21 protein-coding genes are annotated in these 24,198 nt (G+C 69.9%); 14 read left to right on the plus strand and 7 right to left on the minus strand.

The genetic code is table 11. The features are described from left to right. Positions 1-49: 49 nt before the first annotated feature. Positions 50-412 carry a non-heme iron oxygenase ferredoxin subunit gene (locus ACZ6WN_RS01085; protein WP_465862139.1) on the plus strand — a complete coding sequence of 121 codons (363 nt, stop codon included), beginning with the start codon at positions 50-52 and terminating at the stop codon, positions 410-412. Beyond that, positions 409-1,626, plus strand: coding sequence for an NAD(P)/FAD-dependent oxidoreductase (locus tag ACZ6WN_RS01090; protein ID WP_465862140.1), 1,218 nt, complete (start codon positions 409-411; stop codon positions 1,624-1,626). Before ACZ6WN_RS01085 ends, ACZ6WN_RS01090 begins: the two co-directional genes overlap by 4 nt. Before the next feature lie 73 nt (positions 1,627-1,699). Here ACZ6WN_RS01090 and ACZ6WN_RS01095 read toward each other — a convergent pair whose 3' ends face one another. Then, a complete protein-coding gene (locus tag ACZ6WN_RS01095) occupies positions 1,700-2,230 on the minus strand; it encodes a Dps family protein (protein ID WP_465862141.1) in 531 nt (176 codons plus the stop codon). 137 nt (positions 2,231-2,367) lie between these two features. On the opposite strand from ACZ6WN_RS01095, the gene ACZ6WN_RS01100 reads away from it, so the two are divergent. The 10 genes from ACZ6WN_RS01100 to ACZ6WN_RS01145 all read left to right on the plus strand — a co-directional run bounded on the left by ACZ6WN_RS01100 (position 2,368) and on the right by ACZ6WN_RS01145 (position 13,237). After that, positions 2,368-3,342, plus strand: coding sequence for an AraC family transcriptional regulator (locus ACZ6WN_RS01100; protein ID WP_465862142.1), 975 nt, complete (start codon positions 2,368-2,370; stop codon positions 3,340-3,342). 233 nt (positions 3,343-3,575) lie between these two features. Beyond that, entirely contained in the window at positions 3,576-4,868 is a 1,293-nt protein-coding gene (locus tag ACZ6WN_RS01105) for an ABC transporter substrate-binding protein (RefSeq protein ID WP_465862143.1), read from the plus strand. Further along, positions 4,865-5,653, plus strand: coding sequence for an ABC transporter ATP-binding protein (locus ACZ6WN_RS01110; RefSeq protein ID WP_465862145.1), 789 nt, complete (start codon positions 4,865-4,867; stop codon positions 5,651-5,653). Before ACZ6WN_RS01105 ends, ACZ6WN_RS01110 begins: the two co-directional genes overlap by 4 nt. A 136-nt stretch (positions 5,654-5,789) precedes the next feature. Beyond that, complete coding sequence (locus ACZ6WN_RS01115; RefSeq protein ID WP_465862146.1) at positions 5,790-6,506, plus strand: ABC transporter ATP-binding protein; 717 nt, start codon at positions 5,790-5,792, stop codon at positions 6,504-6,506. Beyond that, positions 6,506-7,372, plus strand: a complete 867-nt coding sequence (locus tag ACZ6WN_RS01120; RefSeq protein WP_465862147.1) for a branched-chain amino acid ABC transporter permease — start codon at positions 6,506-6,508, stop codon at positions 7,370-7,372. The genes ACZ6WN_RS01115 and ACZ6WN_RS01120 overlap by 1 nt, the downstream gene beginning before the upstream one ends. Beyond that, on the plus strand, positions 7,369-8,391 hold the full coding sequence (locus ACZ6WN_RS01125; protein WP_465862148.1) for a branched-chain amino acid ABC transporter permease: 1,023 nt from the start codon (positions 7,369-7,371) through the stop codon (positions 8,389-8,391). Before ACZ6WN_RS01120 ends, ACZ6WN_RS01125 begins: the two co-directional genes overlap by 4 nt. Before the next feature lie 101 nt (positions 8,392-8,492). After that, positions 8,493-9,350, plus strand: coding sequence for an alpha/beta fold hydrolase (locus ACZ6WN_RS01130; RefSeq protein ID WP_465862149.1), 858 nt, complete (start codon positions 8,493-8,495; stop codon positions 9,348-9,350). Positions 9,351-9,480: 130 nt separating this feature from the next. Next, entirely contained in the window at positions 9,481-11,271 is a 1,791-nt protein-coding gene (locus ACZ6WN_RS01135) for an FAD-dependent oxidoreductase (protein WP_465862151.1), read from the plus strand. A 26-nt stretch (positions 11,272-11,297) separates the two neighbouring features. Then, positions 11,298-12,350, plus strand: a complete 1,053-nt coding sequence (locus ACZ6WN_RS01140) for a maleylacetate reductase (RefSeq protein ID WP_465862152.1) — start codon at positions 11,298-11,300, stop codon at positions 12,348-12,350. Next, positions 12,350-13,237: an intradiol ring-cleavage dioxygenase gene (locus tag ACZ6WN_RS01145; RefSeq protein WP_465862153.1), complete on the plus strand. Its 888-nt coding sequence runs from the start codon at positions 12,350-12,352 to the stop codon at positions 13,235-13,237. Before ACZ6WN_RS01140 ends, ACZ6WN_RS01145 begins: the two co-directional genes overlap by 1 nt. A gap of 188 nt (positions 13,238-13,425) precedes the next feature. Here ACZ6WN_RS01145 and ACZ6WN_RS01150 read toward each other — a convergent pair whose 3' ends face one another. The 5 genes from ACZ6WN_RS01150 to ACZ6WN_RS01170 form a co-directional block, all read right to left on the minus strand. Further along, positions 13,426-14,415, minus strand: coding sequence for a hypothetical protein (locus ACZ6WN_RS01150; RefSeq protein ID WP_465862154.1), 990 nt, complete (start codon positions 14,413-14,415; stop codon positions 13,426-13,428). 94 nt (positions 14,416-14,509) lie between these two features. Then, positions 14,510-15,259 carry a Clp protease N-terminal domain-containing protein gene (locus ACZ6WN_RS01155; protein ID WP_465862155.1) on the minus strand — a complete coding sequence of 250 codons (750 nt, stop codon included), beginning with the start codon at positions 15,257-15,259 and terminating at the stop codon, positions 14,510-14,512. A 32-nt stretch (positions 15,260-15,291) separates the two neighbouring features. Next, entirely contained in the window at positions 15,292-16,098 is an 807-nt protein-coding gene (locus ACZ6WN_RS01160; protein ID WP_465862157.1) for a class I SAM-dependent methyltransferase, read from the minus strand. A 140-nt stretch (positions 16,099-16,238) separates the two neighbouring features. Next, positions 16,239-17,582, minus strand: coding sequence for an FAD-dependent oxidoreductase (locus ACZ6WN_RS01165; protein WP_465862158.1), 1,344 nt, complete (start codon positions 17,580-17,582; stop codon positions 16,239-16,241). Positions 17,583-18,227: 645 nt separating this feature from the next. Next, positions 18,228-19,502: an HNH endonuclease signature motif containing protein gene (locus ACZ6WN_RS01170; protein ID WP_465862159.1), complete on the minus strand. Its 1,275-nt coding sequence runs from the start codon at positions 19,500-19,502 to the stop codon at positions 18,228-18,230. A gap of 536 nt (positions 19,503-20,038) precedes the next feature. On the opposite strand from ACZ6WN_RS01170, the gene ACZ6WN_RS01175 reads away from it, so the two are divergent. After that, positions 20,039-22,060, plus strand: a complete 2,022-nt coding sequence (locus ACZ6WN_RS01175; protein ID WP_465862160.1) for an ArnT family glycosyltransferase — start codon at positions 20,039-20,041, stop codon at positions 22,058-22,060. Beyond that, entirely contained in the window at positions 22,057-23,283 is a 1,227-nt protein-coding gene (locus ACZ6WN_RS01180; RefSeq protein WP_465862162.1) for a glycosyltransferase, read from the plus strand. Before ACZ6WN_RS01175 ends, ACZ6WN_RS01180 begins: the two co-directional genes overlap by 4 nt. Here the strand turns inward: ACZ6WN_RS01180 and ACZ6WN_RS01185 are convergent. After that, the gene (locus tag ACZ6WN_RS01185; RefSeq protein WP_465862163.1) at positions 23,280-24,119 is read right to left on the minus strand and encodes a helix-turn-helix transcriptional regulator; all 840 of its coding nucleotides are present in this window, start codon (positions 24,117-24,119) and stop codon (positions 23,280-23,282) included. The two genes, ACZ6WN_RS01180 and ACZ6WN_RS01185, sit on opposite strands and share 4 nt — an antisense overlap. Positions 24,120-24,198: the final 79 nt, after the last annotated feature.

Below are 24,198 nucleotides of genomic sequence, written 5' to 3' on the forward strand. Positions count from 1 at the left end.
GGGCGGGGGAGGGGGCCGATCCTGGTGGGCGACGTTGGAAGATGGGGGCATGACCGGAAATAGTGGAAACGGCGGAAGCAGCACAGGCATCCGCGTCGCGTCCGTCGATGACATCCCGGAGGGTGAGGGGATCGCGATCTCCTCCGACATCACCGGCACCGAGGACGACATCGCCATCCTGCGCGACGACGACGGCACCTGCTGGGCCCTCAACGACACCTGCACCCACGAGACCGCCTCGCTCGCCGAGGGCTGGGTCGAGGACGGCGACGTCGAGTGCCCGCTGCACTCCTCGCGGTTCAACCTCAAGACCGGCAAGGTCGACGGCCTCCCGGCCACCCGCGACACCGTGCCGCACCGCGTCGAGGTGCGCGACGGGGAGGTCTACCTCTTCCCCGGCGAGAGGCCGTGACGGTCTCCTCGGTTGTCGTCGTCGGTGGCGGCATCGCCGGTGTGTCGACCGTCGCGGAGCTGCGGAAGAACGGGTACGCCGGTGAGCTGACGCTCGTCTCGGCCGATGCCGTTCCCTATGACCGCCCGCCGCTGTCGAAGGCGTACCTGGCCGGCGAGAAGCCGCTCGACGCCATCGCGCTGCAGCGCCCGGACTGGTACGCCGACCAGCAGATCTCGCTGATCGGTGACGCTGTCGCCGTCTCGGTGCGCCCGGATGTCGGCGAGGTCGAGCTCGCCGACGCGCGGGTGCTGTCGGCGGACCGAATCGTGCTCGCCACGGGCGGTCGAGCGGTGCGACCGGCGTTCGGCGAGCTCCGACGGGACGCGCCCGTCCATGTGCTGCGGGACATCGCGGACGCCGACCGGTTGCGCACGCAGCTGGTGCCCGGGGCGCGGCTCCTGATCGTGGGTGGCGGCCTGATCGGCGCGGAGGTCGCCTCGACCGCACGCGGGCTGGGGGCCGAGGTCGTCCTGGTCGATCCGCTGGATCCCCCTCTTGCCGCGGCGGTCGGGACCGAGGTGGCCAGGTGGCTGCACGGCCTGCACGCCGAGCATGGTGTGGAGGCGCTGACGACCACGGTCGAGACGCTGCTGGAGACCCGGGCCGGGGTCGCCGTGCAGCTGAAGGGCGAGCCGGACTCGCGCCGGTTCGACGCCGTGCTCCTGGCGGTCGGTCTGGTCTCCGAGACCGGGCTCGCCGAGGCCGCGGGCCTGGAGACCTCCCGCGGCATCCTGGTCGACTCCGGCCAGGTGACCAGCCACTCGTCGGTCCTCGCGGTCGGAGACTGCGCCCGCCTCCGCGACCACCATCGCGCCGAGCACTGGGAGGCCGCCCAGCGGGACGGCGCCCGGGCGGCGGCGACGATCCTCCAGACCGAGCCTCCGCCCGCCACCGCGCCCTGGTGGTGGTCGGACCGCTACGGCCTCCATGTCGAAGGGATCGGCGAGATGCGGTCGGCGGACGCCGAGCACCAGACCGTCGTACGCGGCGTGGTCGGCGAGCCGCCCTTCGCCGTCTTCACGCTCCGTGGCGAGCGCGTCGTCGGCGCGGTCACGGTCGACGACCCGGCTGCCGCCAAGGCGGTCCGCCGCCTGATCGACCGAGGCGTCGACGTACCTCCCGCTGATCTCGCGGATCCGGCTCAGAACCTACGAACCCTGCTGCGCCGGTGACGGTACTCGGCGATGAGGAAGGCGAAGGCGCCCCGCGAGCAGCTCGCGGGGCGCCTTTCGTGGGCGAGGCGGCTCAGACGGTCAGCTGAGCCGGCTTCGACTGGTTGGCGACGCGGTTCTCGGAGTCGATGAACCAGGCCAGCTGCTCGATCCGGGTGATGATCGCGTGCAGCAGGTCGGCGGTGGTCGGGTCCTCGGCGTCGATGTCGTCGTGGATCTCACGAGCGGTCTTCGAGGTGGCGTAGAGCGCGGCGGCGGCGAGGTCGGCGGCGGTCGCGGTGTCGACCTCGGTCGCCGGGAGCGGCGCGAGGGTGGTGTCCTCGGCGACAGTGCCGGTGCGGCCGTCGGGAAGGATGTAGAGCGCGCGCATGCGCTCGGCGACCTCGTCGGTGAAGTCGCGGGCGGCGTCGACGACCTCGTCGAGGACGAGGTGCATGTCGCGGAAGTTCTTGCCCACGACGTTCCAGTGCAGCTGCTTGCCCTGCAGGCTGAGCTCGGTCAGATCGACGAGCAGGCGCTGCATCTGGGTCGCGAACGCCGGGCTCGGGATGAACGCGGGGTGCGAGGTGTGGGTGGCGCTGCTCGTGTCGGTCTTCGTGGCCATGTTCGGTTGGTCCCCCAGATTGAAGTGTCGGACTTTCGTGGTGACACCCACTGTGCCACCTTTTCTTGAACGATTCCAGAAAGGTAAGTCTTCCCTAAGTCATCGCCGTTGCTCTCGGCACGCAATAGAGTCGGGTCGTGCCGCCAGCCGGAGCCGACCCAGTCCCCCTCGTCGCGCGGGTTCCTCGTCCGGAGGTCTTCGAGACCAACGGACTGAGCGAGGACGCGCAGATCGAGGCCTGGGAACATCACAACGCCTGCGCGCTGGTCGCGCTCTCCTGCCGGCCGATCGACGGCCACGGATTCGACGCGCAGGAGGTCAACCTGCAGCTCGACGAGATCCACCTCGCCCGGGTCCGGGCGACCCGGCACATCGTCGAGCGGCCGGCCAGCCTCGTTAAGGAGATCCCCGCCCGGTCGATCGCCGTCTACGCCAGCCTCCGCGGCGAGGCGATCCTGGAGTACGCCGGGCGCCGCCAGGTCATCCGGCCGGGCCAGCTGATCGTGTGCGACGTCGACGCGCCGTTCCTGCGGGGCTTCGGGCACGGGCTCGAGGAGCTCGCGGTCAAGGTGCCGGTGGACGCCTTCGCAGCCCGCACCGGGATGGCGTCGATGCCGTCGCCGCTCGTCCTCGACGCCGGCCGCGACCAGGACCCGCACGGCCGGGCCCTCGTGCAGATGGTCGGCCGGGCGCTGCGGCCCTACGATCCGGTGCCGGCCGACGAGGACGCTGTGCTCGACCTCATCTCGGTGATCGCGACCGCCGGGAAGGTCTCGCTGGCCACCGCCCATCGGGCCGCGGCGAAGGCGTTCATCGAGGACCATCTCGTCGACCCGGGCCTCTCCGCGACCACCGTCGCCGCGGGCGCCGGCATCTCCGAGCGACACCTCTCCCGGCTCTTCGCGGATGCCGGCACCAGCGTCCCCCGCCACATCCTCGGCCGCCGCCTCGAGCTCGCCTACGCGATGCTCGCCACCGGCTCGGACCCGGCCATCCGCACCGTCGACGTCGCGGAGAGGTGCGGCTTCACCTCGGCGTCGTACTTCTCCCAGGCCTTCCGCAAGCGCTTCGGCGTCGCCGCCGGAGACGTACGCCGCGCCGCCCGAGCCTGACTCCGGCCGAGGCGTCAGGCGCGTCGGCCGAGTGGTCGCAGGAGTGCCAAGTCGGCCGACCGGAGTGACTTCTCGGCCGACGTACCCGACTTCTCGGCGCGAAAGGGTGACAAGTCCACCAAAGTCCGATAGGTCTTCCATGCGATTTTCCGCCAACCAGACCCTGCTTCCCACCTGTAGGGGCGTTGGCGGACGACACTCTCGAACACCCCACACTCTCTAAGGAGACGTACGTGCGCAACGGACTCACCACCGGACGCAGCCTGAGCATGGCTGCCGCCGGTGTCGCAGCGATGGCGCTGACCTTGACGGCCTGCGGGTCGGGCGGCATCGACGACGAAAGCGGTGGCGGAGAGGACACGCTCACCATCGGGTTCGTCTCGACCGAGACGGGTTCCTCGGCGCCGTTCGGCGAGGCGAACAGCTTCGTCGTCGACGAGCTGGAGACCTACTTCAAGGACCACCCGGTCAAGGCGGGCGACAAGGAGCTCGACGTCGAGATCGTGGTGCGTGACGCGCAGAGCGACACGACGAAGGCCGGGGCGGTGGCCGGCGACCTGATCAACAAGGACGGCGCCGACATCATCGTCGCCTCCTCGACGCCCGACATCGTCAACCCGGTCTCGGAGCAGTGCGAGGCCAACTCGATCCCGTGCATCACCACGGTCGCACCGTGGCAGCCGTTCGCGATCCGCAGCGGCGACAAGCCGGCCGAGCTGAAGTACAGCTACCACTTCTTCTGGGGCCTCGAGGACGTCTCGGCGGTCTACGCCGACATCTGGAGCAAGGTCCCGAACAACAAGAAGGCCGGCGGCCTGTTCCCGAAGGACCCGGACGGCGAGGCCTGGGGCGCCAACTTCCCGGCGCTCACCGAGGCGTCCGGCGTGAAGATCGACAACCCGGGCAACTACCCCAACGGCACCAAGGACTTCTCCGCCCAGATCAGCGCCTACAAGGGCCACGACGTCCTGGTCGGCGTCCCGATCCCGCCGGACTTCACCACGTTCTGGCAGCAGGCGAAGCAGCAGGGCTACAACCCGAAGGTCGCGACGATCGGCAAGGCGCTCCTGTTCCCGAGCAGCGTCGAGGCGCTGGGCCCGATCGCCCACAACCTCTCCACCGAGGTGTGGTGGACCCCGACCGCTCCCTACAAGTCCTCGCTGACCGGCCAGTCCGCGCAGGAGCTGGCGGACGCGTACGAGGAGAAGACCGGCAAGCAGTGGACCCAGCCGCTGGGCTTCGCGCACGCGCTCTTCGAGGTCGCGACCGCGGCCGTGACCGAGGCCGGCTCGACCGACGCCGACGCGATCACCAAGGCGCTGTCCGGGCTCGAGGTCTCCACGGTCGTCGGTGACGTCGCGTGGGGCAAGGACGACAGCGTCCCGCCGTACGTCGCCAAGACCTCCCTCGCGGGCGGTCAGTGGCGCCAGGTCGAGGGCGGGGAGCACCCGTTCGAGCTGGTCGTCGTGCAGAACTCGCTGGCTCCCGACGTACCCCTCGGGGGCGAGCCCGAGGCGCTCAAGTGACCTCTGCCCCACCATCGGGCGAGCCAACGGTCGAGGTCTCCAGCAGCGCGCCCGGCGCGCTGCTGGAGGCCGAAGGCCTGGCCAAGGCGTTCGGCCAGGTCGTCACCGCCCGATCCGTCTCCTTCCACGTGGCCGCCGGCGAGGCGCTCGGCATCGTCGGACCCAACGGCGCCGGCAAGTCCACGCTGCTCAACCTGGTGACCGGCACCCTCCCTGCCGACGCAGGCACCATCCGCTTCGACGGCACCGACATCACCCGGATGCCGGCCGCGCGGCGTACGGCTCTCGGCATCGGGCGTACGTTCCAGATCCCCCGCCCCTTCGAGGGACTCACCGTCTTCGAGAACGTGCTGGTCGGGTCCACCTTCGGCGCGGGCATGCGCCGTCGCGAGGCCGACGAGCAGGCCTGGCAGGCGCTGGAGACCGCCTCGCTCGCCCATCTCGCCAACACCCCCGCCGGCTCGCTGCGGCTGCTCGACCGCAAACGGCTCGAGCTCGCCCGCGCGCTGGCCACCCGGCCCCGGCTGCTGCTCCTCGACGAGATCGCCGGCGGACTCACCGAGCACGAGCTGCCCGCGCTGATCGAGACCATCTCGGCGATCCGCGACGGCGGCACCGGCGTCGTCTGGATCGAGCACATCGTGCACGCGCTGCTGCAGGTCGTGGACCGGTTGATGTGCCTGGCCCAGGGCGACGTCGTCGCCACCGGCGACCCGCGCGAGGTGATGGCCAGCGACGCCGTCGCCGCCGTCTATCTCGGCTCTCCCGACCTGGAGGGCGAATGAGCCCGGCGGATGCTCACCGAGGCGATGTCCTGAGCTTGTCGAAGGGTAACTCGGTCGGCACGCACTCCCTTCGCGGAGTTCCACGAAGCAAGCACCCGTTCACCGAGTTACCTCGGTCAGCATTCGAGGGAGACCGATGACCCTGCTCGAAGTCGACGCGATCGACGTGAGCTACGGCGACTTCCGCGCCCTGCACGGCATCACCCTGACCGTCGCCGAGGGCGAGACCCTCGCCGTGATCGGCGCCAACGGCGCCGGCAAGTCCACCCTGCTGAAGACGATCGCCGGCCTACTTCGTCCGAGCTCCGGCCGGATCCGTTTCGACGGCCACAACGTCTCCCACACCCCCGCCCACCGGCGGGTCCGCGAGGGCATCGCGCTCACGCCGGAGGGACGCCGGATCTTCGCCTCGCTCACCGTCGAGGAGAACCTCAAGGTCGGCGCGCACGGACGCCGCCCGGGGCCGTGGAACCTCACCACCGTCTACGACGCGTTCCCGCTGCTCGCGGAGAAGAAGACGCGGCGTGGGGCCCACCTCTCCGGCGGTGAGCAGCAGGCGACCGCCATCGGCCGGGCGCTGATGTCCAACCCGAAGCTGCTCCTGCTCGACGAGGTCTCGCTCGGCCTCGCCCCCGTCGTGATCGCCGACATCTACCAGGCCCTCCCCGCCATCGCCGCGAAGGGGACGACGGTGCTCGTGGTCGAGCAGGACCTCACCCAGGCACTCTCCGTCGCCGACCGGGTGCAGTGCCTCCTCGAGGGCCGCACCGTCCTCGAGGGCGCGGCGGCCGACGTCTCCCGGGAGCAGGTCCAGGCGGCGTACTTCGGGGTCGACGAGCAGGAGGCGGGCTGATGGACTGGATCAACGCGGTCCTCCAGGGGCTCCTGCTCGGTGGGCAGTACGCACTCCTCGCCTGTGGCCTGAGCCTCATCTTCGGCGTGATGCGGATCGTCAACCTCGCCCACGGCGTGCTCGCGGTCGCCTCGGCCTACCTCGCGCTCTGGCTCGTCCAGCAGACCGGGATGCCGGCGTTCCTCACCATCGTCATCGTGATCCCGGTGCTCGCCGCGGTCGGGTACGCGATCCAGCGCGGCCTCTTCAACGCGGCGCTGCGCCACGGCGAGCTGTCGCCGCTGCTGGTCTCGTTCGGCCTGGCGGTCATCGGCGCCAACCTGCTCCAGGAGATCTTCACCGCCGACTCGCGCAAGATCTCGATCGGCGACCTGGCGACCTCGTCGATGAAGCTGGGCGACCTACGCATCGGCGTCTTCTCGCTGCTCACGCTCGTGGTGGCGGTCGGTGTCATCGTCGGCCTGCAGCTCTACCTCTCCCACACCCGCATCGGCCGCGCCATGCGCGCGACCAAGGACGACCCCGAGGCGGCCACGCTCATGGGGATCGACGAGAGGCACATGTACGCCCTGGCCACCGCGATCGCGATCGGCACCGTCGCCCTGGCCGGTGTCTTCCTCGGCATGTCGACGCAGTTCAGCCCGACGTACGGGGACCTGGTCCTCATCTTCGCCTTCGAGGCGGTCATCATCGGTGGTCTCGGCTCGCTGTGGGGCACGCTCCTCGGCGGGCTGGTGCTCGGCGTCGCGCAGACCGTCGGCGCCCAGATCGACCCGGCCTACGGCGTTCTCGCCGGCCACCTGGTCTTCCTGGTCGTGCTCCTGTTCCGGCCCCAGGGCCTGCTCCCGAAGGCGGTCGTCGCATGACGGTGGACACTCTGACCGGCACCACCACCCTGAAGGTCGTACGCGGCGGCTGGCCGTCGCTGGCCGGCGGCGGCGTCCTCGCTGCGGCGGTGGTGTTCCTGGCCGCGGCACCGTGGTTCGTGTTCAGCCCGGGCGACGTGACCAACCTGGTCACGCTCTTCGCGCTGATCATCCTCGGCACGACGTGGAACCTGATGGCCGGCTACGGCGGGCTCGTCTCGATCGGGCAGCAGGCCTACATCGGTGCGGGCGGCTACGGCGTGATCAAGCTCGCCGACGTCGTCGGGCTGCCGATCCCGCTCGCCGTCCTGGCGGCCGGCGTGGTCTGCGCGGCCCTGGCCATCCCCACCTCGTTCCTGCTGTTCCGGCTGGTCGGGGGCTACTTCGCGATCGGCACCTGGGTCGTCGCCGAGGTCTTCAAGCTGGTCACCCAGGAGCTCCCGGGCTTCGGCGGCGGCTCCGGCCTCTCGCTCACCGCCTTCCAGGGCGTCGACCGGGTGACCCGGATCGCGACCGTCTACTACCTGGCGCTCGCGCTGGCGGTGCTCGTCGTCCTCGTGACGTACGTCCTGATGCGCTCGCGCGTCGGCCTCGGTCTGACCGCGATCCGTGACGACACGGTGGCGGCGGCGTCGCTCGGCGTCGCGGTGCGGCGCTCGCAGCGGCTCGTCTACGTCGCCGCCTCCGGGGGTGCCGGCCTGGCCGGCGCGCTGATCGCGGTCAACGGTCTGCGGGTCTCCCCGGACTCGATGTTCTCGGTCCAGTACACGGCGTTCATGATCTTCATCGTCGTCATCGGCGGGCTGGGGACGATCGAGGGACCGATCCTGGGCGCGGTGATCTTCTTCGCGCTGCAGCAGCTCCTGGACTCCTACGGCACCTGGTATCTCATCGCGCTCGGTGCCGTCGCGATCGCCGTGGTGCTGCTGGCTCCACGCGGTCTGTGGGGCCTGATGACGCGTGGCCACTACGAGGTCTTCCCCGTCGGCCACACGGTGCTGCCTATCCACCGCTCCTGAGAGTTATCCACAGGGTTGTGCACAGGTGGGGGAATGGTGTGGATCGCTTGGTCGCTTGGTCGATCCCACCTGGCGCACTACTCGTGAGTAACATAAAGCGCGTGACCGAGACGAGCACCCCCACGACCACCCCCGAGGCCCACGCGATCGAGCGTGCCGAGGGCACCAGCTTCACGCTGACGGTCGTCCGTGCGGCGGACCCCGAGGCGCCGGCCCTGCTGATCGTGCCCGCGATGGGCATGCCGGCCGGCTACTACGACAAGCTGATCGTGGCCTTCGCGGAGGCGGGGATCAACGTCGGCCGGATGGAGCAGCGCGGCCACGAGGAGAACGGCGGACGAGTCGCCGGCTGGGGCTACGACTTCGGCTACGCCGGCCTCGTCGACGACATCGCCGCCGCCGTCGACCGCCTCGGCGAGCTGATCCCGGCCGCGGCCGGTGCGACGTACGTCCTCGGGCACAGCCTCGGCGGACAGGCGGCCAGCGCCTATGCCGCGCTGTACCCCGACCGGGTCGCCGGGCTGATCTACGTCGCCTCGCAGACCCCCTACTGGCGCAACTACGGCCCGGGTTTCCTGGTCGCCAGCCAGGCGATGGGCCTCATCGGCCGGGTCGTCGGCCACTTCCCCGGCAAGCAGCTCAAGTTCGCCGGGCGCGAGGCGCGGACCCTGATGCGGGAATGGGCCAGGTACGCCCGCACCGGCCGGCTCCGCCTCGGGAGCCCGGCGCGCGACGTCACCGCGGACATGCGAGCCCTGGCGAAGCCGGCGCTGATCGTCTCCATCGAGGGCGACTGGCTGGCGCCCAGCGAGACGGTCGACGAGATCCACCGGCGGATGCCCGGTCTCGAGGTCGCGCGCGTGCACCTGGACGAGCCCGGCATCGACCACTTCAAGTGGGCCCGCAAGCCGGACTCGACCATCGCCGCCGTGAAGGCGTGGCTCCCGCTCGACAGCTGATCCGGGCCGAGTCGCGTACGCATTTCCGCCAACCCGCGACCCCACCTTTGAAGCGGCCCGAGCGGGCCGGTAAGACTCGCCCTGAGGCTGCGATCCCACACCCCGCCGCGGCCTCGGAAAGGTGAGGAACATGCCAGTCTTCGACGACGGCCAGAAAGAGACCGAGGTCCCCGAGACCGAGGATGTCGTGACCACCGACGTCCTCGTCGTGGGATCCGGTCCGGCCGGTGCGTCCGCCGCGCTCTTCCTGAGCGAGCTCGGTGTCGACAACATCATGATCACGAAGTACCGCTGGACCGCTAACACCCCGCGGGCGCACATCACCAACCAGCGCGCCATGGAGATCTTCCGCGACCTGGGCATCGAGGAGCAGGTGCTCGCCGACGCGACGCCGCACGAGCTCGTCGGCGACACCGTCTTCTGCACGAGCATCGCCGGCGAGGAGATCGGCCGCATCCGCACCTGGGGCACCCGGCCCGACCGCGAGGCCGACTACCAGCTGGCCAGCCCGTGCCTGACCGTCGACATCCCGCAGACCTACCTCGAGCCGATCCTGGTCCGCAACGCGACCGAGCGCGGCACTCAGACGCGGTTCTCCACCGAATACCTGAGCCACACCCAGGACGACGAGGGCGTCACCACGATCGCCCGCGACCGGCTGACCGGCCACGAGTACAAGATCCGGTCGAAGTTCCTCATCGGCGCCGACGGCGCCCGCACCCAGGTCGGCGCCGACATCGACCTGCCGCTCGAGGGCGCGATGGACATCGCCGGCTCGATGAACATCACCTTCAAGGCCGACCTCTCCGAGCTCGTCGACCACCGCCCCTCGGTCCTCTACTGGGTCATCCAGCCCGGCTCGAACGTCGGCGGCATCGGCACCGGCCTGGTCCGCATGGTCCGCCCGTGGGACGAGTGGCTGATCGTGTGGGGCTACGACATCAACCAGCCGCCGCCCGAGCTGACCGAGGAGTACGCCGTCAAGGTCATCCGCGACCTGCTCGGGATGCCCGACCTGGAGCCGGACGTGACCGGCTACTCGCTGTGGGGCGTCAACGAGATGTACGCGACCCACGCCCAGAAGGGCCGCGTCTTCTGCGCCGGCGACGCCATCCACCGGCACCCGCCGTCGAACGGTCTCGGCTCGAACACCTCGATCCAGGACTCCTACAACCTGGCCTGGAAGCTCGCCGCGGTGCTCCAGGGGTACGCCGAGCCGTCGCTCCTGGAGTCCTACTCCGCCGAGCGCGCCCCGGTCGCCAAGCGCATCGTCACCCGCGCCAACCAGTCCGCCCGCGAGTTCGGCGAGCTCTTCGAGGCGCTCGGTGTCGTCGGTCTCGAGGGCGAGGAGATGGCCCAGGCCATCGAGGAGCGCAAGGCCAACACCCCCGAGGGTGCGGCCAAGCGGGCCGCGCTGGTCACCGCGATGGAGCGCAAGAACTACGAGTTCAACGCCCACGGCGTCGAGCTCGGCCAGTTCTACGAGTCCGACGCGATCGTCTCCGACGGCACCCGGCCGGCGCCGACCGACGACGAGGACCTCTACCACCGGATGTCGACCTCGCCGGGCGCGCACCTGCCGCACGCCTGGGTCGGGGACAACGTCGAGAAGCACGCGATGCTCGACCTCGCCCCCTACACGCAGTGGACACTGATCACCGGCGTCGCGGGTGAGGCGTGGGAGGACGCGGCGGAGGCGGCGCGGACGAAGTTCGGGATCCCGCTCCAGACCGTCGTGATCGGCCCGGGCCGGGCGGTCACCGACCTCTACTTCGACTGGGCCAAGCTCCGCGAGGTCGAGGAGTCGGGTGCCCTCCTGGTGCGCCCCGACAAGCACATCGCCTGGCGGTCGATGTCGCTCCCCGAGGACCCCGGCGCCGTGCTGGGCGAGGCGGTCGCGACGCTGCTGGGCAAGGCCTGATCGTTCCGGCTGAGCGGGGGAATCTCATGAAGTTCACGCACGAGTCGCTGCCGCAGCGAGTCCGCTTCGCCACCGGCGAGGCGCCCGCGGCGGTGGCCGCGGAGATCGACGAGCTCGGTGCGCGGCGGGTGATGGTCATCGCCGGCGCGCGCGAGGCCGAGCTCGCCGCCCGGGTGACCGCCGACGTACCGGTCGCGCTGCGCCACGACGAGGTCGTGATGCACGTGCCGGTCGAGGTCGCCGAGCGGGCTCGTGAGCGGGCGGCTGAGGCCGCCGCCGACGCGCTGGTGTGCGTCGGCGGGGGCTCGACCACCGGCCTCGCCAAGGCCGTCGCGCTCACCACGGGGCTGCCGATCGTGGCTGTCCCGACGACGTACGCCGGGTCCGAGGCGACCAACGTCTGGGGCCTGACCTCGGGGGAGACCAAGACCACCGGCGTCGACGCCCGGGTCCTGCCGCGTACGGTCGTCTACGACGCGGCGCTGCTGAGGACGCTGCCCTGGGAGATGACCGTCGCCAGCGGCCTGAACGCGCTCGCGCACAGCGTCGACGCGATGTGGGGGCCGCGTGTGGACCCCATCGACCAGGTCAACGCCGCCGAGGGGATCCGAGGGCTCGCCGCCGGCCTGCCGAAGGTCGCGCGCGACTCCGCCAGCGTCGAGGGGATCGAGCAGACCCTCTACGGCGCCTACCTGGCGGCGGTCTCGTTCACCTCCGCCGGGTCCGGGATGCACCACAAGATCTGCCACGTGCTGGGCGGCATGTTCAACCTGCCGCACGCCCAGACCCACGCCGTCGTGCTTCCGCACGTGCTCGCCTTCAACGCGCCGAACGCCCCTGAGGCGGAGGCGCGGATGGCGGCCGCGTTCGGAGCATCGAGCGCCGTCGAGGGGCTGGCAGAGCTGCGCACGGCGCTCGCCGCGCCGCAGGCGCTCCAGGACTACGGCATGCCCGAGGAGGGCATCGCCAAGGCGGTCGCGCCGATCCTGGCCGCGATCCCCGACAACAACCCGACCCCGGTCACCGAGGAGAACCTGACCGCGCTGCTGACCGCGGCGTGGGCGGGAGAGGAGAGCTGATGGCCACCGAGATCTCACCCCAGCAGCAGGCGGTCGAGCAGACCCTGGTCGACACCGTGGTCGCGTCCTTCGACGCCTGCGAGGACCCGCGCCTGAAGGAGGTCATGGTCTCCCTGACGCGGCACCTGCACGCCTTCATCCGCGACGTACGCCTCACCGAGGAGGAGTGGGGCGAGGCGATCGACTTCCTGACGAAGGCCGGCCACATCACCGACGACGTACGCCAGGAGTTCATCCTCCTCTCCGACACCCTCGGCGCCTCGATGCAGACGATCAACATCAACAACGAGGCGTACGCCGATGCGACCGAGGCCACGGTCTTCGGGCCGTTCTTCGTGGAGGACTCCCCGGCGATCGAGCTGGGTGGGGACATGGCGTTCGGGGCCCCGGGCGAGCCGTGCTGGGTCTCGGGGACGGTCACCGACACGGACGGGAAACCGCTGGTCGGAGCCAGGATCGAGGTCTGGGAGGCCGACGAGGACGGGCTCTACGACGTCCAGCGTGACGCCGGTTCCCGGGCAGCGCGGGCGCACCTGTTCACCGACGCCGACGGCGGCTACCGGTTCTGGGGGCTGACGCCCACGCCGTACCCGATCCCCGACGACGGCCCCGTCGGCAAGATGCTGACCGCGGTCGGGCGCTCGCCGCTGCGTGCCTCGCACCTGCACTTCATGGTCAGCCACGAGGGCTGCCGCACGCTGGTCACCCACATCTTCCCCGAGGGCGACCCGATCGGCTGGAAGGACACCGTCTTCGGCGTCAAGGAGTCGCTGATCAAGAAGTTCGAGCAGCAGCCTGCCGGCGCGGCCACGCCGGACGGACGGGTCGTCGACGGCACCTGGTCGAAGGTGCGGTTCGACATCGTCCTGGCCCCCAGCGGCGTCTAGCGGCGAATCCGGGGTAGTCCGGTAGCGAACTGTCTATTACTGACGGGTATATGGACAGTTCGCTACCGGACTACCCCGGAAATGAGTCGTCCCTGGCACATGTCGGGCACAGGGGTGTTGTTCCGGCGTGCCAGGGGCAGCGGAGAGCGGAGGGGTCGGTCCGTAGTGGGGCGGCCCCTCCGTGCGGGTCACGGCGTGGGATGGACGGTGTAGGTGAAGTCCTCGTGAACCAGGACGTTGCCGGCGGAGTCCGTGATCACGAGGTGGTCGGTCACGCGGGAGTCGGGCGGATAGGAGTCGAACCCGATCGCCACCTCGGTCACGGTCTCCCCTTCGGGGAGGAAGGATCCCTTCACGTCGAGTCCGCCCGGCGGGGCCGGATGGTCCAGGGTGATCCGGAGAATCCCGTGCACCCAGCCGTCCGAGCCCTCGGGCGTCAGGATCGGCTCGTTGACGGTGAACCGGTCACCGGCCCGGAAGGGCCGGATCTCCGGTCGGACCTGCATCGTCCGGGCGGCGCTCTTCCCGTTGCGGGCCGCCCTGATCGTCACGTTGAACGCGGGCAGGGTCCCGACCGCCGGCGCCTTCGTGACCGCCGTGAACGACGCCGTACGCCGCCCGGCCTGAACCGTGAGCGTGCCCGGGACCGTGACCCAGGACGAGTTCGAGGTCAGGGTCACCGCCAGCGACGTCTTGGCGACACAGTCGAGCGTGACCGTCCCGGTGGCGTTCTGACCGGCGTGGACGTAGGCGGGCAACGCCACCGCGGTGGGCACCGGCGCGGGGTAGCACGGGGTGACGGTGCGGACGAGCGTCGCGCGGCGTACCACCTGCCGGTAGACGGCCTTGACTCTGCCGCTGCTGCGGACCGTCGTGGGTGAGGTCCGGACGGTGACCTCGCGCGTGCTCCGGCCGCCGGCGACATAGACGTACGCCGGGACCCGGATGCCGGTGCTGGCCCACAATTGCACCTTCGCGCGCCGGGGCGTTCGGCAGGTGAGCCTGATCGTCGCGGTGGTCGACGCGCCTCCGGCGACGGTGCTCCGGGCGAGCGTCAGCGACTTGAGCGCGGGCCGGCAGGCCGCCTCCGCTGACGGTGCCGTCACCGCGACAGGCACGTTGAGGACCGCGGCGACCAGGACGAGGCCGAGGACAAGTCGGGCAACACAGCGTGACATGGGTACCTCCAGATCCTCGGAACGTAGCGAAACCGTCGGCACGTGCTGCGCGCTCGTGCCGACGGTCCCTCAGATCAGGTAGTCCCCGGGCGGGCTACTCCGCGGTGTCGGTGTCGGCGAAGTCGACCTTGAGCGAGTCGAGGATCGAGGTGATGCTCTGCTCGGTCGCCTCCTTGTCGACGCCGGCGTCGTGGAGGATCCCGGCGCCGTCCTCGTGCTCGAGGAGGGCGAGCAGGATGTGCTCGGTGCCGACGTAGGAGTGCTCGAGCCGGAGGGCCTCGCGGAAGGTCAGCTCGAGCACCTTCTTGGCGTCGGCGGTGAACGGGATCATCTCCCCGACCTCGCCGTAGGGCTCCGGGGTCGCGGCGGTCGCCACCTCGCGGACCTTGTCGAGGGTCACGCCCTGGGCCCGGATCGCGTGGCCCGCGACCCCTTCGGGCTCGGCGAGGAGACCGAGCACGAGGTGAGGTACCCCGGTCTCCGCGTTCGCGGCCTTCCGGGCCTCACCTTGGGCGGCGACGACCACCGTGCGGGCGCGCGGGGTGAACTTCGCGAACCCGGCGCTCGGGTCGAGCGACTGGTCGCCGGCCTTGGGGACGTACTTCTTCTGGGCCGCCTGCTTCGTCACCCCCATCCGGGTCCCGATCTCGGTCCAGGAGGCGCCGGAGCGGCGAGCCTGGTCGACGAAGTGCCCGATCAGATGGTCGGCCACCTCGCCCAGGTGCTCACCGACGACCATCGCGTCGGCGAGCTGGTCCAAGGGCTCGGTCCGAGCCTTCTTGATCGAGTCGATCAGGGTGTCGAGGCGTACGGCCTTGAGGGCAGGGTCTGGGGTGCTGGTCATGCGTTTCTCCTAGGTCGATCGACAATGACGGGTCATGGCACGTGCCGGAACGGGACCGCGATGCCCACGGTGACGGTGTTGAGCGTGAACGTCCCGCCGAGGTCGTCGATGGCCGCACCGACCACCTCCAGCACCGGCGCACACTGTTCGGCGGACAGCCGGGTGAGGAAGCCCTGCGTCGGAACGAAGTCGAGCCACTCCTCGCGCGTGACGTCACGCGACCACGAGAAACGCCACGGCTCCGGCTCGGCGAACCCGCCGAGGTCGACGAAGCGCTCGCCGACCTGCCGGGCACCCGCTTCGTACGTCTTGTCCGCCTGCTTCATGCCACCCAGGCCGGGAGGGAGGTCGGGAACGACCTTCCTCAGGCCCTCGAGAAGTGCGTCGCCGACCGGCGCGGGCGGCTCATAGACGTTCCAGAAGGCTGCGAACAGGCCGCCGGGACGCAGTACGTTGCGCACCTTCGCGGCGCCGGCCACCGGATCGACCCAGTGCCACGCCTGTGCGGCGACGACCGCGTCGAACGTACGTCCCGCGGCATCCCAGTCCTCGAACCGCGACTCCTCCACGACGAGCCCGCGCGAGCGTGCGTACGCCGCCATCCGCCCGTCCGGCTCGACGCCGAGCACGTGCGCACCGGCCGCCTGAAGCTGCCTGGCCTCGATCCCGGTCCCGCACCCGACGTCCAGGATCTCGGGTCCCGGGGAGAGGTCCAGGGTGCGGGCGATCAGTTCGTCGGGATAGGCCATCCGCGCTCTGTCGTAACGGTCGGCATCAGCACCGAACGACTCGGCCATCTCCCGTTGTCGGTGTGCGGGGGCGGATCCCGATGCGGTCATGCGTCAACTGTAGGTTGACGATCGCGTGGCGTCAACCCCGGGTTGACGCACGGTGGAGGGCGGGCCGTCCGAAGAGCAGCGAAATGCGAGCGGGCCGGTCATCCGTGGAGGATGACCGGGCCCGCTGCGTACGTGATGTGTCAGCTGTTGGAGATCTGGATCATCTCGTCACGGGGGACGACCTTGATCCGCTCGCGGCCCTGGGCCTCGCCGAGGGAGCGCTCGTGGTTGTCGAGCCTCTCCCAGCCCTCGATGGTGGTGAACTCGACGCCCTTGCCGGAGAGGTGCTCGAGGACCGCCGCCGGGGAGGCGTGCTCGGCCGGCTTGAGCTTGTCGAGGTCGTGGAGGAGGTTGTCGATGGTCTCCTTGGCGTCGGACTTGGTGTGGCCGATGAGGCCGACCGGTCCGCGCTTGATCCACCCGGTGACGTACGTCCCGTCGATGTGCTCGCCGTTGAGGTCGAGCACTCGACCGCCGGCGTTGGGGATGACGCCGTTCTCGCTGTCGAAGGGCACGTCGGGGAGCGCCTCGGAGAGGTAGCCGACGGCGCGGTAGACGGCCTGGACCGGGGTGTCGGTGAACTCACCGGTGCCGGTGACGGTGCCGTCGCCGTTGTATTCGGTCTTCTCGCTGCGCAGCGCGACCACCTGACCGTCCTCGCCGACGATCTCGACGGGGTTCTGCATCATGTGGATGACGATCTTGTGGGGCTTGTCGCTGGCGGGCGCCTCCATGTACTTCAGGAGGATGTCGGCCACCAGCTTGGTCGCCTTGTGGCTCTGGATAGCCTTCTCGCCGGCCTCGTCGATCTCGAAGCCCTCCTCCTCGACGACCACCTGGACCGACGGGGAGTGGGAGAGCTCGCGCAGCTCCATCGGGCTGAACTTGATGTGCGCAGGGCCGCGGCGGGCGTAGACGTGGACCGTCTTGGCCGGGTTCTTCTTCAGGCCCTGGTAGACGTTGTCGGAGATCTCGGTGACCAGCTGCTCGTCGGCGGGCTTGGCCAGCATCCGGGCGACGTCGAGGGCGACGTTACCGGCGCCGAGGACGGCGACCTCCTCGGCGTCGAGGGGCCACTCGCGGGAGACGTCGGGGTGACCGGCGTACCAGCTGACGAAGTCGGCCGCGCCGTAGGACTGAGGCAGGTCGATCCCCGGGATGTCGAGCTCGCGGTCGGCCATCGCGCCGGTGGCGAAGATGACGGCGTCGTAGAACCGGTGCAGGTCGTCGAGCTTGAGGTCTGTGCCGAAGTCGACGTTGCCGATGAAGCGGATGCTGTCCTGGTTCAGGACGCGCTTCAGAGCCTTGATGATCTCCTTGATTCGCGGGTGGTCAGGAGCCACGCCGTAGCGAACCAGGCCGTAAGGGGCAGGCAGACGCTCGATGACGTCGACGCGCGCACCAGGGTGCTCCTTCGTGAGGATGTCGGCAGCGTAGATGCCGGCCGGGCCGGCACCGACGATCGCAACGCGGATGTCACGCATAAGGGAGTTCAACCTTCCGTGGATGTACTAAGGCAAGCCTAAAGGGGGTCGTGTAACCCTCCGAATCCGTTCCACCAGGTGGTTACGACGTCGAGCGTGGGTTTCACGCTCAATACTAGAACGTGTTCTTGTTTTGGGGGTGTCTGGGAACGTGATCTCGGACACGTACGGCGCGTCGCGCCCTGCTTTTCGGGCTTGCTGGGCTTGGTCGTCGAGCTCTGTCGAGGCTGGTTTGGTCTCGGGACGCCGCTCTCGGGTTGCCGTGGCTTGGTGTCGGTGTTCGCCGCCGACCCTTGCCTCGATTGTTTCTCGATCACGCACCGCGTCAAGGACAGGGTGCGCCCGCCGCTTCGCGGTGGCCTGCGGCCATCCTTGACCCGGTACCCGATCGAGAAAGATTTCGCCTGTATCGGGTCGGCGGCGAGGGTGTGGCGCAGCGGATTCAGTTGGGCACGGGCTTGGGGGCTGTGGCTGGCGTCCACAGCAAGCTCGAGGTCTCTTCGTGTGTACAACAGCCGAAGCGCCGCGTATCCGAACGCTTCCCCCTGCACCGGGTCGGGAAGTGTCCGCACGGGTGGTGAACGCGCGCAGATACGGGCCGGCACGACGGTGGCCCGGCCGGGACGACTCAGAACTCGGGCCGGTTCAGGGGCGGCGGGTGAACCGGATGGTCCCATCCGGCAACCGCTCATGGATGTAAGCCGGGTTGTGCGCCAGACGGTGATGATGCGGACACAACAAAGCCCCGTCCTTCAGGTCGGTCTTCCCACCGGCGGCCCAGGGGTCGAGGTGGTGGGCGTCGCACCATTCCGGGGGCATGTCGCAGCCTTCGGCTTGGCAGCACTTCTGCTGGAGTCGGAGTGCTTTGCGTTGGATGGGTTGGAAGAACCGGCTTGCTCGGCCGGCGTCGAGGACCTCACCATCGCCACCGAGGACCCAGGGGATGATGGTGGCGTTGCAGGCCATCCGCCGTGCCTCGGCGGCGGTGATCGTGGTGCCGTTGGTCTCGTCATAGCCCAGGGTGGCCACCCCGAGGTCCTTCCGGAGCTCCTCGAGGCTGATCACTACGTTAACCACGGTGGCGTCGCCACCATGGCGGGGCAGCGCGGCGGGGTCGATAGTCTCCAGCAACCGGGAGAACCCTTGGCCCATCATCCGCTCCCACGGCGGCAACGGAGCACCCTTGCCGACGAGGTGTTGTTTGCGGGGCTGGGCGTAGGCCTCGACGAGTCGTTTGAACCGCATCCCGATCGAGGTCGGGAGGACTCCCTCGAACCCGATCGTGCCGTCGTGGTTGTCCCAGACCCGCAATGCGGTCTTCTGCTGGGCCCGTTGCTCCTCAGCCAGGAGCGCCCGGGCTTCGGCGTCCTCGAACCGGACCGGGTCGATCTCGACCAGGATCCGTTTGCCCACGGTCCGCAGCTGGTTCACGGTCAACGTGCGCGCGTACTCGACAAGCAGCTTCTCAGCCGACACCAGGTCCTCGCCGCTGGTGACCGGGTCGGTCTTGATCTTGTCGAGTGCGTTGGTGATCACCCGGGCCTTGTCCAACGACACCACACCCTCGGCCAGCCCGGCAGCCACCAGGTCGTACCTGGCGACCCCGGTGGCGAGTTTGATCTGCGAGCGGGCCGCACCCTTGTCGATGAGCAGTTCGGCCCGCATCCAGGCCGAGGCGTCTTTCGCGCCGGTCTCTTCTGCGATGTCACCGGCGCTGGCGAGCACCTGAACACTGACCGCGCCGAGCTTGGCCTGGAGTTTCTCCAGCCGCTTCAACGCGTCTTTCTTCTGCTCGGTGCGCCAGTAGGCGGGGTCCCTGGTCAACAGTGTGTCGAGGGCGGTTTCGATGGCGGCCAGTTCGGCGTCGATCGCGTCACCGGGGTCGGTGCCCCAGCGGTCGATGTCGCGCCCGAGACTCATCGCCATCCCCTCTCTCAAAGGTGTGTTGTGATGGCTCTGATTCTACGCCTCAACCGCTCTCTTTACTATCTATTATCCCTGTTCAGATGCACTTTTTGCGGTGAGCGAGCATCCTCGCTTCTGTGAATGCTAAGTGGCCCGAAGGGTCACCCTTCACGCCCCAGCAACGCCATCCGTCCCAGGAATGAAATGCACCGCGCCACACCCGGGCCGCCGCCCCGATAGCCAGCCAAATCTTTTCTCGATCTGGTCCGGAGTCCAGGACCGCGAAGCGGCCGGCGAAGCCGGCGCCCGCAGGGCGTCCTTGACGCCGGACCAGATCGAGAAGACCCTCAAAGAACGGGTCGGCGGCCCAGACCAGCCCCGAAGAACGGTCACGCACAGGGTGTTCTCGACAAGCTCGACCACCGGGAGCCGACTCGGCAGGGTTTCGCCACCCTGCCACTGCAGCGAGACAGGACTGTGAACCACAGCACACAGGGTGAGCACAGCCGGACCGTAAGCCCGCCACAGTCCAACGCCCGAGCCTCGTGGGTATGACCCAGCTCCTCGAACCAGCGACGACGAGAACGGCACCCGAGCCGACAGCGACACCACGATGGCGCCCGACACCCGAGCGCGCGTCCCTGATCATTCTGCTCGCCCTGACCGCGGTGGCGTACCTGTGGACGCTGTCCGAGTCGGGGTACGCGAACCAGTATTACTCCGCGGCCGCGCAGGCCGGGGGTGAGAGCTGGAAGGCGTGGTTCTTCGGGGCGCTCGATGCGAGCAGCTCGATCACGGTCGACAAGCCGCCGGCGTCGCTCTGGGTGATGGGCCTGTCCGTACGCATCTTCGGGCTGTCGTCGTGGAGCATCCTGGTCCCGCAGGCACTGATGGGCGTGGCGACGGTCGGCCTGACGTACGGACTGGTCAAGAAGGTCGCGCCGTGGCAGGCGGGGATCGCGGCGGGGGCGTTCACCGCGCTGACGCCGGCGGCGGCGCTGATGTTCCGGTTCAACAACCCGGACGCGCTGCTGCTCCTCCTGCTGGTCGGCGCCGGGTTCTCGACGCTGAAGGCGATCGAGACCGGCAAGGCGCGCTGGATGGTGCTGGCCGGTGCGCTGCTCGGGTTCGGCTTCCTCACCAAGATGCTGCAGGCGTTCCTGATCATCCCGGCCATCGCCCTCGTCTACCTGATCGCGGGCAAGGGCTCGTTCGGGAAGAGGGTCGCGCACGGCATCGGCTGCTTCGTCGCCATGGTCGTGAGCGCCGGCTGGTACATCGCGATCGTCGAGCTCATCCCCGAGTCGTGGCGTCCCTACATCGACGGCTCGACCGGCAACTCGCTCCTCGAGCTGACGCTCGGCTACAACGGCGTCGGCCGGCTCAACGGCGGTGACTACGGCGGCCTCGGCAACGCCGGCTTCTCCAGCGCGGCCGGGATCCTGCGCCTCTTCCAGGGCGTCTCCGGCGGCATGGTCTCCTGGCTGCTCCCCGCGGCCCTGCTGTTCCTCGTCACCGGGCTCGTCGCGCTGCGCAAGGCGCCACGGACCGACCTGACCCGCGCCGCGCTGATCCTCAGCGGCGCCACGATGCTCGTCACCGGGCTGGTCTTCTCCTTCATGGAGGGCATCTACCACGACTACTACGTGGTCGCGCTGGCTCCGTGGATCGCGATCACCGCGGTCGTCGGCACGGTCGTCATGTGGCGCGACCGCGACAGCCTCTTCGCCCGGATCACCCTGGCGGTCGCCATGGCCGGCAGCTCGATCTGGGGCTGGGTGCTCCTCGGACAGTCGGGCGAGCAGCCGTACGACGCGCTGCGCTGGCCCGTCCTGATCATCGGTCTTGGGCTCGCCGCCGCGTTCGTCTTCGCGGACAGGCTCACCCGCCGGGCCGCGGCCGCGGTCCTCGCGACCGCCGCCGTCACCCTCGGCGTCGGGCCTGCGGCGTACGCGATCCAGACGATCGGCACCGCCCACACCGGCTCGATCGTGACGGCGGGTCCGTACGAGGGCGGCGGCCTGGGCGGGATGGGCGGTGGTCGCCCGGGCGGTGCCGGCGGTGGCCCGGGTGCTCAGACCCAGAACGGCACCCCGCCGACCGGCCAGATGCCCGGAGGAACGCCCGGGGCGACGCCCGGCGGCATGCCCGGCGGACCCGCTGGAGGGATGCGCGGCGGCGGGATGATGGGCGGCGGCCAGGTCGACGAGGAGCTCGCCGAGGCGGTGAGCACCAACGCCGGCAACTACACCTGGGTGGCCGCGACGATCGGCTCCCAGACCGCGGCCGGACTCCAGCTCGAGACCGGCGAGGCCGTGATGGCGATCGGTGGCTTCAACGGCACCTCGAACAGCATCACGCTCGAGCAGTTCCAGGAGTACGTCGCGAACGGCGAGATCCACTACTTCATCGCCGGCGGCGGCATGGGCGGCATGGGCGGGATGGGCGGCACGAGAGGCGGCGGCGACGAGACCTCCAGCGCCTCCGAGATCAGCGCCTGGGTGGAGGAGAACTTCACCCAGACCACCATCGGCAGCAGCACCGTCTACGACCTGACGGCGGACGCGTCGTGACCGCGGGAACGGAGCTCTCGGACGGCGGGTGGGTCCTCGAGGAGAAGCGGCTGCTGACGGCGGTCGACCTGGTGATCCCGGTGCACAACGAGGAGAAGGACCTGGAGACGTCCGTCCGCCACCTCGACGGCTACCTGCGCACCCTGCCCCACTCCACGACCATCACGATCGCCGACAACGCCAGCACCGACGGCACCTGGGAGATCGCGCAGCGGCTCGCGACCGAGATCACCAGGGTCCGGGCGATCCATCTGGACGAGAAGGGCCGGGGCCGGGCACTCAGGGCGGCCTGGTCCACCTCGCATGCGGAGGTGGTCGGCTACATGGACGTCGACCTCTCCACCGATCTCCGAGCCCTGCCGCCCCTGCTCGCCCCGCTCCTCTCGGGCCACTCCGATGTCGCGATCGGCTCCCGGCTGGCCCGTGGCAGCCGGATCGAGCGCGGCCCGAAGCGGGACTTCCTGTCCAAGGGCTACAACCTGCTGCTGCGCGGGGTGCTCTCCGCCGAGTTCACCGACGCCCAGTGCGGCTTCAAGGCGATCCGGCGTGATGTCGCCGAGCGGCTGCTCCCGCTGATCGAGGACGGCAGCTGGTTCTTCGACACCGAGCTGCTCGTGCTCGCCTCCGAGGCCGGGCTGCGCATCCACGAGGTTCCGGTCGACTGGGTCGACGACCCCGACTCCCGTGTCGACATCGCGGCCACCGTCAAGGAGGACGTACGCGGCATCGCTCGGCTCCTGAAGGGGCTGGTGTCGGGACGGATCGACCTGCGCGGCGTGGCCTCCCCGAACGCGGTCACCGTGACGACTCCCCAGCGGGGGTTGCCCGAGCAGCTGATGCGGTTCGCCGCCGTCGGGGTGATGAGCACCCTGGCGTACGTCGTCCTCTACTCCCTCCTCCGGGTCACGGTCGACGCCCAGATCGCGAACCTGGTGAGCCTGCTGGTGACCGCGGTCGCCAACACGGCCGCCAACCGCCGGCTGACCTTCGGGATCACCGCGCGGCAGGGTGCCGTCAAACATCACGTCGCCGGGCTGCTGGCCTTCGCGCTGGGGCTGGCGCTGACGTCGGGCTCCCTCGCGCTCCTCCACCTGGCCTCCGCGATGCCGGCCAGACCGACCGAGCTGGTGGTGCTCGTCGTCGCCAACGCCGCCGCCACCGTGGTGCGGTTCGTGATCCTGCGGGTGGTGATGGCCGCCCCGCGCGCGGCGGTCGCGGCCTAGGGGAAGGCCTGGGTGCCGATCACCCGGAGCAGGTCGAGCTTCTCGGCCGCGTCGGTGCCTTCGGCGGGGAAGTAGGCGACCAGCTGGATCTCCTGCCCCTCGCTGAAGAGCACCTCGCAGCGCACCTCGACCGCGCCGACCTCGGGATGGAGGAATGTCTTCCGGTCGGCACGGCGTACGCCCACCTCGTGGCGCTCCCAGAGCTCGCGGAACTCCGCGCTCGCGGCGAGCAGGTCGTCGACGAGACCGGTGACGTCGGGGTCGCCGGCGCGACGGGCGTGGGTCGCGCGCAGGTCGCTGACGTGGACGGCCGAGATCCGGTCCCAGTCCTCCTCGGGCATCTGCCGGAAGTCCGGGTCGGTGAACCAGCGCCACACCATGTTCTCGACCTTCCTCCGGCCGTCCCGGCCGCCGCCGCGCAGGTGCCCGAGCAGCAGGTCGGCCATCGGGTTGGTGAAGAGCACCTCGCCGAGGTCGTTGCAGATCATCACGGGCAGGTCGGTGAGCCGGTTGGCGAGAGCGACGAGCCCGGGACGTACGTGGCCCCGGCGGGGCGGCGGGGTCATCCCGGCCAGGTAGTAGAGGTGGTCGCGCTCGTCGAGGTCGCACTGCAGCGCGCGGGCGACCGCGTTGACCACCGACTCCGAGGGCGCCGACCCGCGGGCCTGCTCCAGCCGGGTGTAGTGGTCGGTGGACACACCGGCGAGCATCGCGACCTCCTCGCGCCGGAGGCCGGGCGTACGCCGGCGGGTGCCCTCGGGCAGGCCGACGTCGGCCGGGCGGATCAGCGCCCGGCGTCGGCGGAGGAAGTCGGCGAGTGCCTCGCGGTCGGTCACACCGACCAGTATCGATCCGGAGCCGATCCTCATCCAGGGAGACGCTGTCCCTGGATGAGCCGGCCCTGCCGTACGTCTC

Source organism: Nocardioides sp. NPDC054178 (assembly GCF_055585005.1).